The 13,143-nt window shown below is 56.1% G+C and carries 6 protein-coding genes, 2 tRNA genes, 3 rRNA genes and 2 pseudogenes; 8 read left to right on the plus strand and 5 right to left on the minus strand.

The annotated features are described in order from the left end of the window. Positions 1-35: 35 nt before the first annotated feature. Positions 36-923, minus strand: a complete 888-nt coding sequence (gene rhtA, locus ACSSU5_RS19230; protein ID WP_264309440.1) for a threonine/homoserine exporter RhtA — start codon at positions 921-923, stop codon at positions 36-38. Between the two features lie 573 nt (positions 924-1,496). On the opposite strand from rhtA, the gene ACSSU5_RS19235 reads away from it, so the two are divergent. From ACSSU5_RS19235 to ACSSU5_RS19260, 6 genes are all read left to right on the plus strand, one after another. After that, positions 1,497-3,033, plus strand: a 16S ribosomal RNA gene (locus ACSSU5_RS19235). Positions 3,034-3,120: 87 nt separating this feature from the next. Then, a tRNA-Ile gene (locus ACSSU5_RS19240) sits at positions 3,121-3,197 on the plus strand. A gap of 23 nt (positions 3,198-3,220) precedes the next feature. Continuing rightward, a tRNA-Ala gene (locus ACSSU5_RS19245) sits at positions 3,221-3,296 on the plus strand. A 237-nt stretch (positions 3,297-3,533) separates the two neighbouring features. After that, positions 3,534-6,426, plus strand: a 23S ribosomal RNA gene (locus ACSSU5_RS19250). Between the two features lie 135 nt (positions 6,427-6,561). Beyond that, positions 6,562-6,677, plus strand: a 5S ribosomal RNA gene (rrf, locus tag ACSSU5_RS19255). The 16S, 23S and 5S rRNA genes sit together here with 2 tRNA genes alongside, the layout of an rRNA operon. A 330-nt stretch (positions 6,678-7,007) precedes the next feature. Next, entirely contained in the window at positions 7,008-8,822 is a 1,815-nt protein-coding gene (locus ACSSU5_RS19260) for an ABC transporter ATP-binding protein/permease (RefSeq protein ID WP_492559520.1), read from the plus strand. A gap of 32 nt (positions 8,823-8,854) precedes the next feature. Here ACSSU5_RS19260 and ACSSU5_RS19265 read toward each other — a convergent pair whose 3' ends face one another. After that, the gene (locus tag ACSSU5_RS19265; protein WP_492559521.1) at positions 8,855-9,559 is read right to left on the minus strand and encodes an SOS response-associated peptidase family protein; all 705 of its coding nucleotides are present in this window, start codon (positions 9,557-9,559) and stop codon (positions 8,855-8,857) included. A gap of 102 nt (positions 9,560-9,661) precedes the next feature. Between ACSSU5_RS19265 and ACSSU5_RS19270 the strand changes: the two genes are divergently transcribed. Further along, positions 9,662-10,090 (plus strand): LexA family protein, encoded by a 429-nt coding sequence (locus ACSSU5_RS19270; protein WP_492559522.1) that lies wholly within the window; start codon positions 9,662-9,664, stop codon positions 10,088-10,090. Positions 10,091-10,103: 13 nt separating this feature from the next. Here the strand turns inward: ACSSU5_RS19270 and ACSSU5_RS19275 are convergent, their stop codons facing one another. After that, on the minus strand, positions 10,104-11,306 hold the full coding sequence (locus tag ACSSU5_RS19275) for an MFS transporter (protein WP_492561341.1): 1,203 nt from the start codon (positions 11,304-11,306) through the stop codon (positions 10,104-10,106). A 136-nt stretch (positions 11,307-11,442) separates the two neighbouring features. Between ACSSU5_RS19275 and ACSSU5_RS19280 the strand changes: the two are divergent. Further along, positions 11,443-11,560 (plus strand): annotated as a pseudogene (locus ACSSU5_RS19280) (Y-family DNA polymerase); the annotation flags it as partial. Positions 11,561-11,630: 70 nt separating this feature from the next. On the opposite strand, the pseudogene ACSSU5_RS19285 reads toward ACSSU5_RS19280, so the two are convergent. Continuing rightward, a pseudogene (locus ACSSU5_RS19285) lies at positions 11,631-11,711 on the minus strand (sulfonate ABC transporter ATP-binding protein); the annotation flags it as partial. Positions 11,712-11,839: 128 nt separating this feature from the next. Further along, on the minus strand, positions 11,840-12,850 hold the full coding sequence (locus ACSSU5_RS19290) for an AraC family transcriptional regulator (protein ID WP_492559523.1): 1,011 nt from the start codon (positions 12,848-12,850) through the stop codon (positions 11,840-11,842). Positions 12,851-13,143 lie beyond the last annotated feature (293 nt).

Below are 13,143 nucleotides of genomic sequence, written 5' to 3' on the forward strand. Positions count from 1 at the left end.
CACTATTCCCGTCTCAAATGAAAATATTTCTCATATCAGTCGGCGGCGACTGCTGGGGTGGGCGCTTGGCGCATGGACAGTGTGGTGCCCACTGACGCGACGATGATGGCCAGAATCGCCAGCCATTGGGTGGCACTCAGTACCTCGCCGAGGAACAGCAGGCCAGAGAGCGCGCCAAACGCCGGTTCGATACTCATCAGCGTACCGAAGGTGCGCGCTGGCATGCGTGTCAGGGCAACCATTTCCAGGCTGTAGGGCAGGGCGGTGGAGAGTACCGCGACAGCCAGGGCCAATGGGATCACGGCGGGGGTGAGCAATGCGCTGCCGGCGTGGATCACGCCGATAGGCGCTACGAAGAGTGCGGCGACCACTACCCCGAGTGCGGCGCTCTGGATGCCGTGCTCGGCTCCGGCGCGTTGGCCGAACAGGATGTAGAGCGCCCAGCACACGCCTGCACCCAAGGCATAGGCGGCGCCTACCGGGTCGAGCGCTTGCCCGCCATGGCCTGCCGGCAGCAACAGCAGCAAGCCGGCAATCGCCAGGGCGATCCAGACAAAGTCGATGGGGCGGCGAGAGGAGCAGATCGCCACGGCGAGAGGGCCAGTGAACTCCAGTGCCACGGCAATGCCGATAGGCACTGTCTGCAGCGACATATAGAAGAGGAAGTTCATGCCGCCGAGTGCCATGCCATAGATGACGACATTGCGCAGGGTGTTGGCGGTCATACGGACACGCCATGGGCGCAGGATCAGTAGCATGATAATGCTGGCGAAGATCAGGCGCAGCGCGGTAGTACCCTGGGCGCCGATGATGGGGAACATGCTTTTGGCCAGTGACGCACCGGACTGTATAGATGCCATGGCGATGAGCAGCAGGCCAATGGGGAAGAGGGTGGCGGCCAGGCTGCGGGGTTGGGTGTTCATTTCTGGGCGGCGATCCTTGAACGGGCTTGGTGTGCACTATAGTGCGCAATTGCGGGGGTGGAGGGCAAGGTGTCACTTTCTTTAAATTAAAGGTTGACGGGGTTTCGAATCCCCTTATAATGCGCCCCACTTCCAGCGTGTTTGGAACGAGAAACTCCTTGAGTATCAAAGAGTTAATCGATTCAGGTGATGATGGAAGTGCTTCGATCGAAAGATCGTCAGCGGTTGAAATGGTGGTTGACAGCGCTTCTAAACGCTGTAGAATTCGCCTCCCGCTACGAGAGATCGCAGCGAGTTAAGTGTTTGAAGCTAAACGAGATTCTCGCGAAAAACTTCAAAATAAACGCTTGACAGGCTCTGAGGAAAGCGTAGAATGCGCGCCTCGGTTGAGACGAAAAGCTCTTAACCAAACGCTCTTTAACAAATTGAATCAAGCAATTCGTGTGGGTGCTTGTGAGTATGGGCTGATAGTCACAAAGATTATCAGCATCACAAGTGACCATGCGAGAAATCACATAGTCATTTGAGATTGCTGAGCCAAGTTTAGGGTTTCTTAAAAACCCAAGCAGTATTGAACTGAAGAGTTTGATCATGGCTCAGATTGAACGCTGGCGGCAGGCCTAACACATGCAAGTCGAGCGGATGAGAAGAGCTTGCTCTTCGATTCAGCGGCGGACGGGTGAGTAATGCCTAGGAATCTGCCTGGTAGTGGGGGACAACGTTTCGAAAGGAACGCTAATACCGCATACGTCCTACGGGAGAAAGCAGGGGACCTTCGGGCCTTGCGCTATCAGATGAGCCTAGGTCGGATTAGCTAGTTGGTGGGGTAATGGCTCACCAAGGCGACGATCCGTAACTGGTCTGAGAGGATGATCAGTCACACTGGAACTGAGACACGGTCCAGACTCCTACGGGAGGCAGCAGTGGGGAATATTGGACAATGGGCGAAAGCCTGATCCAGCCATGCCGCGTGTGTGAAGAAGGTCTTCGGATTGTAAAGCACTTTAAGTTGGGAGGAAGGGCAGTAAGCGAATACCTTGCTGTTTTGACGTTACCGACAGAATAAGCACCGGCTAACTCTGTGCCAGCAGCCGCGGTAATACAGAGGGTGCAAGCGTTAATCGGAATTACTGGGCGTAAAGCGCGCGTAGGTGGTTTGTTAAGTTGAATGTGAAAGCCCCGGGCTCAACCTGGGAACTGCATCCAAAACTGGCAAGCTAGAGTACGGTAGAGGGTGGTGGAATTTCCTGTGTAGCGGTGAAATGCGTAGATATAGGAAGGAACACCAGTGGCGAAGGCGACCACCTGGACTGATACTGACACTGAGGTGCGAAAGCGTGGGGAGCAAACAGGATTAGATACCCTGGTAGTCCACGCCGTAAACGATGTCAACTAGCCGTTGGAATCCTTGAGATTTTAGTGGCGCAGCTAACGCATTAAGTTGACCGCCTGGGGAGTACGGCCGCAAGGTTAAAACTCAAATGAATTGACGGGGGCCCGCACAAGCGGTGGAGCATGTGGTTTAATTCGAAGCAACGCGAAGAACCTTACCAGGCCTTGACATGCAGAGAACTTTCTAGAGATAGATTGGTGCCTTCGGGAACTCTGACACAGGTGCTGCATGGCTGTCGTCAGCTCGTGTCGTGAGATGTTGGGTTAAGTCCCGTAACGAGCGCAACCCTTGTCCTTAGTTACCAGCACGTTATGGTGGGCACTCTAAGGAGACTGCCGGTGACAAACCGGAGGAAGGTGGGGATGACGTCAAGTCATCATGGCCCTTACGGCCTGGGCTACACACGTGCTACAATGGTCGGTACAGAGGGTTGCCAAGCCGCGAGGTGGAGCTAATCTCACAAAACCGATCGTAGTCCGGATCGCAGTCTGCAACTCGACTGCGTGAAGTCGGAATCGCTAGTAATCGCGAATCAGAATGTCGCGGTGAATACGTTCCCGGGCCTTGTACACACCGCCCGTCACACCATGGGAGTGGGTTGCACCAGAAGTAGCTAGTCTAACCTTCGGGAGGACGGTTACCACGGTGTGATTCATGACTGGGGTGAAGTCGTAACAAGGTAGCCGTAGGGGAACCTGCGGCTGGATCACCTCCTTAATCGACGACATCAGCCTGCTGATGAGCTCCCACACGAATTGCTTGATTCACTTGTATAAAGACGATGCTGTAACGCGACCCTGTTATAGGTCTGTAGCTCAGTTGGTTAGAGCGCACCCCTGATAAGGGTGAGGTCGGCAGTTCAAATCTGCCCAGACCTACCATTACATGGTGCAGCCTAGACTACGGGGCCATAGCTCAGCTGGGAGAGCGCCTGCCTTGCACGCAGGAGGTCAGCGGTTCGATCCCGCTTGGCTCCACCACTTCCGCAGTATGCAGTAGCTTGTCAGAACTTAGAAATGAACATTCGGTGATGAATGTTGATTTCTGACTTTTGTCAGATCGTTCTTTAAAAATTCGGATATGTGATAGAAATAGACTGAACACTACTTTCACTGGTAGTGGATCAGGCTAAGGTAAAATTTGTGGGCTCGAAAGAGCAAAACGAATTTTCGGCGAATGTCGTCTTCACAGTATAACCAGATTGCTTGGGGTTATATGGTCAAGTGAAGAAGCGCATACGGTGGATGCCTTGGCAGTCAGAGGCGATGAAAGACGTGGTAGCCTGCGATAAGCTTTGGGGAGTCGGCAAACAGACTGTGATCCAGAGATCTCTGAATGGGGGAACCCACTCAGCATAAGCTGAGTATCTTGTACTGAATACATAGGTGCAAGAGGCGAACCAGGGGAACTGAAACATCTAAGTACCCTGAGGAAAAGAAATCAACCGAGATTCCCTTAGTAGTGGCGAGCGAACGGGGACCAGCCCTTAAGTTGGTTTGAGATTAGTGGAACGCTCTGGAAAGTGCGGCCATAGTGGGTGATAGCCCCGTACACGAAAATCTCTTATCAATGAAATCGAGTAGGACGGAGCACGAGAAACTTTGTCTGAATATGGGGGGACCATCCTCCAAGGCTAAATACTACTGACTGACCGATAGTGAACTAGTACCGTGAGGGAAAGGCGAAAAGAACCCCGGAGAGGGGAGTGAAATAGATCCTGAAACCGTATGCGTACAAGCAGTGGGAGCCTACTTTGTTAGGTGACTGCGTACCTTTTGTATAATGGGTCAGCGACTTATATTCAGTGGCGAGCTTAACCGAATAGGGGAGGCGTAGCGAAAGCGAGTCTTAATAGGGCGTTTAGTCGCTGGGTATAGACCCGAAACCGGGCGATCTATCCATGGGCAGGTTGAAGGTTAGGTAACACTGACTGGAGGACCGAACCGACTACCGTTGAAAAGTTAGCGGATGACCTGTGGATCGGAGTGAAAGGCTAATCAAGCTCGGAGATAGCTGGTTCTCCTCGAAAGCTATTTAGGTAGCGCCTCATGTATCACTGTAGGGGGTAGAGCACTGTTTCGGCTAGGGGGTCATCCCGACTTACCAAACCGATGCAAACTCCGAATACCTACAAGTGCCGAGCATGGGAGACACACGGCGGGTGCTAACGTCCGTCGTGAAAAGGGAAACAACCCAGACCGTCAGCTAAGGTCCCAAAGTCATGGTTAAGTGGGAAACGATGTGGGAAGGCTTAGACAGCTAGGAGGTTGGCTTAGAAGCAGCCACCCTTTAAAGAAAGCGTAATAGCTCACTAGTCGAGTCGGCCTGCGCGGAAGATGTAACGGGGCTCAAACCATGCACCGAAGCTACGGGTATCACCTTTTGGTGATGCGGTAGAGGAGCGTTCTGTAAGCCTGTGAAGGTGAGTTGAGAAGCTTGCTGGAGGTATCAGAAGTGCGAATGCTGACATGAGTAACGACAATGGGAGTGAAAAACTCCCACGCCGAAAGACCAAGGTTTCCTGCGCAACGTTAATCGACGCAGGGTTAGTCGGTCCCTAAGGCGAGGCTGAAAAGCGTAGTCGATGGAAAACAGGTTAATATTCCTGTACTTCCAGTTATTGCGATGGAGGGACGGAGAAGGCTAGGCCAGCTTGGCGTTGGTTGTCCAAGTTTAAGGTGGTAGGCTGAGATCTTAGGCAAATCCGGGATCTCAAGGCCGAGAGCTGATGACGAGTTGCCTTTAGGCGACGAAGTGGTTGATGCCATGCTTCCAAGAAAAGCTCCTAAGCTTCAGATAACTGGGAACCGTACCCCAAACCGACACAGGTGGTTAGGTAGAGAATACCAAGGCGCTTGAGAGAACTCGGGTGAAGGAACTAGGCAAAATGGCACCGTAACTTCGGGAGAAGGTGCGCCGGCGAGGGTTAAGGACTTGCTCCGTAAGCCCATGCCGGTCGAAGATACCAGGCCGCTGCGACTGTTTATTAAAAACACAGCACTCTGCAAACACGAAAGTGGACGTATAGGGTGTGACGCCTGCCCGGTGCCGGAAGGTTAATTGATGGGGTTAGCGCAAGCGAAGCTCTTGATCGAAGCCCCGGTAAACGGCGGCCGTAACTATAACGGTCCTAAGGTAGCGAAATTCCTTGTCGGGTAAGTTCCGACCTGCACGAATGGCGTAACGATGGCGGCGCTGTCTCCACCCGAGACTCAGTGAAATTGAAATCGCTGTGAAGATGCAGTGTATCCGCGGCTAGACGGAAAGACCCCGTGAACCTTTACTATAGCTTTGCACTGGACTTTGAATTTGCTTGTGTAGGATAGGTGGGAGGCTTTGAAGTGGGGACGCCAGTTCTCATGGAGCCATCCTTGAAATACCACCCTGGCAACTTTGAGGTTCTAACTCAGGTCCGTTATCCGGATCGAGGACAGTGTATGGTGGGTAGTTTGACTGGGGCGGTCTCCTCCCAAAGAGTAACGGAGGAGTACGAAGGTGCGCTCAGACCGGTCGGAAATCGGTCGTAGAGTATAAAGGCAAAAGCGCGCTTGACTGCGAGACAAACACGTCGAGCAGGTACGAAAGTAGGTCTTAGTGATCCGGTGGTTCTGTATGGAAGGGCCATCGCTCAACGGATAAAAGGTACTCCGGGGATAACAGGCTGATACCGCCCAAGAGTTCATATCGACGGCGGTGTTTGGCACCTCGATGTCGGCTCATCACATCCTGGGGCTGAAGCCGGTCCCAAGGGTATGGCTGTTCGCCATTTAAAGTGGTACGCGAGCTGGGTTTAGAACGTCGTGAGACAGTTCGGTCCCTATCTGCCGTGGACGTTTGAGATTTGAGAGGGGCTGCTCCTAGTACGAGAGGACCGGAGTGGACGAACCTCTGGTGTTCCGGTTGTCACGCCAGTGGCATTGCCGGGTAGCTATGTTCGGAAGAGATAACCGCTGAAAGCATCTAAGCGGGAAACTTGCCTCAAGATGAGATCTCACTGGGATCTTGAATCCCCTAAAGGGCCGTCGAAGACTACGACGTTGATAGGTTGGGTGTGTAAGCGCTGTGAGGCGTTGAGCTAACCAATACTAATTGCCCGTGAGGCTTGACCATATAACACCCAAGCAATTTGAGCGTAAGACGCCGAATTGTGGTGGTGAAGACGAAATAACCGAAAGTTCGTAACCACAAATATCGCATATCCGAATTCGCTGGGCTGTCCATCTGGACATTCTGGCTACAGAATTTCTTGACGACCATAGAGCATTGGAACCACCTGATCCCATCCCGAACTCAGTAGTGAAACGATGCATCGCCGATGGTAGTGTGGGGTTTCCCCATGTGAGAGTAGGTCATCGTCAAGATTCATTTCGCAAAACCCCTATCTGCGCGAGCAGGTAGGGGTTTTGTCTTTTCTGGCGTGCGATAGCAATCGCGCCACCGGGCGGCATTCATCCATCGTTGTGGGAGCGGGCTTGCCCCGCGATCTGCCGCAACGCGGCAGCAAAGCCTGAATTCGCGGCGTCTTTGACACTATTTGATATCGGGTACAGGAGCGCTTCGCACTCCATCGCGGGGCAAGCCCGCTCCCACAAAACTTTTCGTACAGAGCCTAATGAAAGATGCGTCATCTATGCCTGATGAATCACGGGGCAATGCTACCCTCGTGGAAATACTCAGCATGGATATCCATCATGGAAATGAACTGGCACCAGGCTTTGCAAGAGAGCCTGAGTTGGCTGGCAATCGCCTCGTTCATCACCTTGGCCTGCTTCGCAGCAGCCGCGACACTGGCCGTACGTTTTACACGCTGGGGCAGCCAATTCTGGCAACTGGCCGGGTCGTACTTCAGCTTCAGGCGTAGCTGGCGGCCGTTGTTGGTATTTACCCTGTTACTGGTGATGACGCTGTTCTCGGTGCGCATGAACGTGCTGTTTTCGTTCTGGTACAACGGCTTCTACAGCGCCCTGCAAGGTCTCGACCAGACCGCCTTCTGGTACTTGCTCGGGGTGTTTGCGGTGTTGGCCACCCTTCATGTGTTGCGCTCGTTGTTTACGTTCTACGTGACACAGGCCTTCAGCATTCGCTGGCGAGTCTGGCTCACCGAGCGCCTGACCCGCGACTGGATGCATGGCGATGCCTATTACCGTGGCCAGTTCCTCGCCGAACCGGTGGATAACCCCGACCAGCGCATCGAGCTGGACGTAAACGCTTTTGTCACCAACTCTGTGTCGCTTGCGCTTGGCGCGGTCAGCGCGCTGGTGTCGCTGGTGGCCTTCACGGGCATCCTTTGGGGGTTGTCGGCACCGCTGGCAGTGGCTGGGTTCGAGATTCCACGGGCGATGGTCTTTGCCGTGTACCTGTATGTGATCGTCGCGACCTGGATCGCCTTTCGGCTCGGGCGCCCATTGATTCGCCTGAACTTCCTCAACGAAAAACTCACCGCTAACTTCCGTTACGCCCTGATGCGTCTGCGCGAAAATGCCGAGAACATTGCCTTCTACCAGGGGGCCGAGGTCGAGCGGGGCACGTTGATGGGCCGCTTTGGCGCACTGATCGTCAACGCCTGGGCACTGGTCTTCCGGAACCTGAAGTTCAGCGGCTTCAACCTTGGCATCAGCCAGGTCGCCGTGGTCTTCCCTTTCATCCTCCAGGCGCCGCGTTTCTTCAGCGGCGCTATCAAGCTTGGCGACGTCATGCAGACTTCCCAGGCGTTTGGCCAAGTGCAGGATTCGTTGTCTTTCTTCCGCGAGTCTTACGACGCGTTCGCCCAATACCGTGCCACCCTCGATCGTTTGACTGGCTTCCTTGATGCCAATGAACAGGCCAGTTCGCTACCGCGCGTCACGACCGAGGAGCAGGCACACGCTTTGGATATCACCCGTTTGCAGGTACTGCGCCCCGATGGCCACCCCCTTATCGCCGACCTCGCCCTAAGCTTGCGAGCCGGTCAGGCGTTGTTGATCAAAGGGCCCTCGGGGAGCGGTAAGACCACCTTGTTGCGTGCGCTGGCGGGGCTGTGGCCCTATGCTGAAGGTGAGGTCAGGCGGCCCATTGGGCACCAGGCGCTGTTCCTGTCGCAGCGGCCGTATCTGCCGTTGGGCGATCTGTGCACCGTCATCGCCTACCCCTCGGCAAGCGTGCCAGAGGACCAAGCGCGCATGCAGCAGGCCTTGCGCCAGGTCAACCTGGCCCACCTTGCCGAGCGCCTGGATGTCAGTTGTGACTGGTCGCACATACTCTCGGTCGGTGAGCAACAACGCCTGGCGTTTGCCCGCGTGCTGTTCAACCAGCCCCAGGTGGTGTTTCTCGACGAGTCCACCTCGGCTATGGACGAAGGGTTGGAGCATACGCTGTATGCGCTGTTGCGCAGTGAGATGCCAAACACCTTGCTGGTCAGCGTCGGCCACCGCAGTACGTTGGCAGCGTTCCATACTCATCGGCTGGAGGTGGACGGGCATGGCGGCTGGTCAGTGATGGAGCAGCAACCGGTGCACGTTCCGGTTTAGCGGCTGGGGGGGCGGGGAATGGCGATACAACGTCAAGGCTGATGCTCGGGATCCTGCATCAGGATCAACTCGGCCCCATCGTTGCGCACATTTCCTACCTCCTTGCCCACCGCAAACCACTCGAACGCCTCCACCGGCAGGCATCGCTCCCGCGCGAGGCGTTCGGCGTGTTCGGCAGGTACATCAGCGTCAATCCATTCGCGAGCATCCACCGGCCCCAGCACCATAGGCCGGCGGTCATGGATGTCGACCATGCCCTGGTCGCTGGCCGCAGTGATGATCACGAAGCCATCGCCCTCGTTAGGCGCCATCCCCGTGTGCACCTCGGCCAACGCGGCCATGAACATCGGCGCCTGGCTTTTCAAGCGGATGAAGTACGGCTGCTTGCGCTTGGCATCGTGTGGGTCGGCCACCCATTCGTACCAGCCATCTGCCATTACCAACGCCCGTCCCTGAGGCCAAAGGGCCTTGAAGAACTTGCCTGTGGTCACTGTCTCGACCCGCGCGTTGATTGGCGCCGGGTGTTTGCGCGTGGCCCAGAAAGGTGCCCAGCCCCAGTGGCAGGGGTCGATGCGCAGGCCGTCGTCGGCAGTGTGCAAGATCAATACCTGGCTACCAGGGGCAACGTTGTAGCGGCCGATCGGCAGGTTGTCGTAGCCGCTGATCACGTCCTGTTCGGCGTTCAGTTCACGCAGGTAAACGGCCAGACCCTGGTACTGGGCGAAGCGTCCACACATGGCATGTACCCCCCCACTTGTCGAAATAACCTACGCCGAAATTGACCTGATACTCAGCGGACCGATACTGTATCTATATACAGTTAAATTCAAGGCCGTGCCATGACTTCCATTCTGGGCCCCATCACCTTCGGTAGCGGCGCTGTGCCGCGTTATCTGTTCCGTATTCCGGCAGGCTTCCCGTCGCCGGCGGCGGACCACATGGAGCAGCCCATCTCACTGGATGAACTGTTCAACCTGAGGGCCCCGCACATGTATCTGGTCAGGATAGACGGTGACAGCATGCAGGGTGCCGGGATCTTCGATGGCGACCTGGTGCTGGTGGACCGCTCCCTCGAAGCGCGGCATGGCCAGATCGTGATCGCTGCGGTCAATGGCGAACCGCTGTGCAAGCGGCTGCACCGCTTTGGCGGGCAGGTGGCGTTGCGCTCGGAGAATCCGCGTTACCCCCCACGATACATCCTGGAAGGCGACGAGTTGACGATCTGGGGCGTGGTGACTTTCAGCGTGCGCAGTCATGATCTGAAATAGTCACTAGGGCCGTTCAGCGCAGCAGGCCAACCCCGACAAGGGTGGCCCCTGCGAACGCCGCGCCGAGCAAGAACGTAGCCTGGAACCCGACCCCATCCCACAACAGCCCCGCCACCACACTCGCGGCCAGCAGCGCAACGCCGGTTAGCAGGTGGAACAGGCCAAACGCGGTACCGCGCAGGTTGGCCGGGGCGCTGTCGGCGATCAACGCGGCAAACACGCCCTGGGTGAAACCCAGGTGCAGCCCCCAGGCCACCACCCCCAGCGCCAGCCCGGCCCAGCTCGGCCACAGGGCCAACAGCAGGTCAGCCACCACCAGCAGCCCCAGCCCGGTCATCAGCACGCCACGCCGACCGAGCCTGTCCGACAGCACCCCGGCGGGGTAGGCCGACAGCGAATAGGCCAGGGCCATCACCACCAGCACGGCCGGTGCCCATACTGCGGCCAGGCCCATGTCCTGGGCACGTAGCAGCAGGAAGGCCTCACTGAAGCGCGCCAGGGTAAATACCATGGCCAGGGCGATCAGTCGCCAGTAGCCAGCGCCAAGCCGCATCAGTTCACCCATTGCCAGCGGTGAGCGCACAGGTCGTGTCGCCGGCGTGGCTTCGGGCTCGCGGACAAACGCCACGAGGGTGACGACCGCCAGGCATGCAGGGATCACCGCAACCCAGAACACCGTCTGGAAATGGCTGGCCGTGAGCCACATCAACAGGATCGCCAGCAACGGCCCAATAAAGGCACCGACCGTGTCCAGTGCCTGGCGCAGGCCAAACGCTGCGCCGCGCAACTCGGGCGGTGTCACATCGGCCACCAGCGCATCCCGCGGCGCACCCCGGATGCCCTTGCCCATGCGGTCGACGAAACGCGCCGCGATCAACCCGTCCAGGCCCGAGGCCAAGGGGAACACCGGCTTGGTCAGCGCGCTCAGGCCATAACCCAGTACTGTCAGCAGCTTGCGCTTGCCCAGCCGGTCACTCAGCGCGCCGGAAAATACCTTGGTGATCGATGCCGTCGCCTCGGCGATGCCTTCGATCACGCCCACCGCCATCATCGAAGTACCGAGCACGGTGACCATGTACAGCGGCAGCAGGGCGTGGATCATCTCCGAGGAAATGTCCATGAACATCGACACGAAGCCCAGCGCCCATACACTGCGGGGGATCTTCTGCAAGGCCTTGGCGGTGGCTATGTGCTGGGTTTTTTCGGCGCTGCGCATCGCTGGCCTCGGCATGGTGGCTACGTTCGAAACTGTAGGAGCCTGGGCCCAGGATGCAAATCGGATGAGCGGGTAGCGGCAGCGGCGTATCGGCGTGATTAACTGTACATAAATACAGCATCCATGATGCCGGCCGATGAACCCTTCTCCCGTTTTCGCCCTGATCGATTGCAACAGTTTTTTACGCCAGTTGTGAGCGTGTGTTCCGCCCCGACCTGTTGCGTACGCCCATCGTCGTGCTCAGCAACAACGATCAGAGGGATTCCATTCGTTAGTAAATCGTTTACAGTCCGCACGCTTTTCTTAGGGGGCCAATAGTAATGATACGGCCGCCCGCGCCTTCGGCACCAGCAACTGCCCGCTGTCTATGCTGTCAAGTCCGGCCAGGCTGCGTAGCAAAGTGGTGCCGGCCTCTGACGTCTCCACTCGCGGATGAATTAGTTGCACAGTTTCAATGTAATCGACCGATGGAAGCGAATGCCTCCACGATAGTGAACATGGCACCTCGTAGTGTTAGTGGCATCACCGACTACTCAACTCATATGCGCCCTGTTGTGCTCATTGCGGTGCATCGTCGCGCTTGGGGTTTCATTGAAGAGTTTTCGGTATTCGCTCGAGAAACGGCCCAAATGACCGAATCCCCATTCGGTAGCCAAGCCGGAAATGCTGCTTCCATGACCGCCTTTCAGAATCTGCTTGCGAACTTCAGCCAAGCGGTATTTTTTAAGATAGGCCATGGGCGACATACCCATGTGTTTTTTAAATCCATCGAAGAGCTTGAAGCGTGATACGCCGGCTACTTTTTCAATATGCTCTAGCCTGAAATCTTCCCGTGCATGGGTATGTATGAAGTCTCTGGCGTGCACTAAGTAGGACGGCAACCGGCCAATCAAACTCTGTTGTATTTCATCGCTGTAATTACTCTGCTGTGCAAGTATCAGCCCTCTGACCAACGCCAGTTCAATATTTTGCGAGAACAGGGTCTGATCGAATAATGCGCCGCCTTGCTCCAGCTCAGTCACGAAATGCCCAATAAGACGCCACCAAGAAGCACTCGCCCCTGCCTGCGCGTCCATCACGGGATCAAAACTGATCGGAGCCTGAACGGGATGCGACAAAATGTCTTCGAGCGCCTGCCTCATGGTCACACGAGGAATGACGACCGACAGTTTCTTGCAGTTGCCGGTCATCGACAGCTCTTGACGGTGAAAAGGGTCAACAATCAAGCCGACATTTGGATTGGACTGAACACGCCCCCCCAGATGAAGCAGTTCCTGTTCGCCAACCAGAGGCAGGCTCAGGCTATAGCTGTCCAAGTGCTTAGCCCCTTCAAGACCAACGCAGACGTCGGCGCCGTACTCCATGGTCCCAACGGTCGTGGAACAAGAACCAAACACGCGCGCACTGTGGCGGAACGAAACCCGGCAAGGCTGAGAGCTGTTGAGCGTGTGAGGGCCACACATTTCTTCCATCCAGGCATGTGCGCCAGCGATGTCATAGCTGCTGATTCTGATGTCCCTCGGGACAGCGGAATGAGGATTCATAGCAAGGCTCCACGGTTGCGTAGCACAGTGGCGCTCTTCGGCGCCTATACGGATTCACTCAATAACCGCGCCAAACACTCGCGGCGCGGGCACTCCAAATTATTCGGATATGTACAACTGATTTTTCGGATATTTAAAGATATTAAGTGACAAAACGTGCATGTGAGCTGCACCCATCGTTAGCGCGAAAGAACAGCGCGCATCAAAAACGTTACTTAAAAACCCATGAAAACCGTCCTCGCCACAATGCTACTCATAACCAGGGCCTCTCTTAAGCGGCGGTTCGTTTCCAA

This window comes from Pseudomonas sp. E1MeOHC2, from assembly GCF_058745025.1.

Bases quoted from the DNA above. Each gene is read 5' to 3' on its own strand.
- rhtA (WP_264309440.1), bottom strand. From the start codon at position 923: ATGAACACCCAACCCCGCAGCCTGGCCGCCACCCTCTTCCCCATTGGC.
- ACSSU5_RS19260 (WP_492559520.1), top strand. From the start codon at position 7,008: ATGGAAATGAACTGGCACCAGGCTTTGCAAGAGAGCCTGAGTTGGCTG.
- ACSSU5_RS19265 (WP_492559521.1), bottom strand. From the start codon at position 9,559: ATGTGTGGACGCTTCGCCCAGTACCAGGGTCTGGCCGTTTACCTGCGT.
- ACSSU5_RS19270 (WP_492559522.1), top strand. From the start codon at position 9,662: ATGACTTCCATTCTGGGCCCCATCACCTTCGGTAGCGGCGCTGTGCCG.
- ACSSU5_RS19275 (WP_492561341.1), bottom strand. From the start codon at position 11,306: ATGCGCAGCGCCGAAAAAACCCAGCACATAGCCACCGCCAAGGCCTTG.
- ACSSU5_RS19290 (WP_492559523.1), bottom strand. From the start codon at position 12,850: ATGAATCCTCATTCCGCTGTCCCGAGGGACATCAGAATCAGCAGCTAT.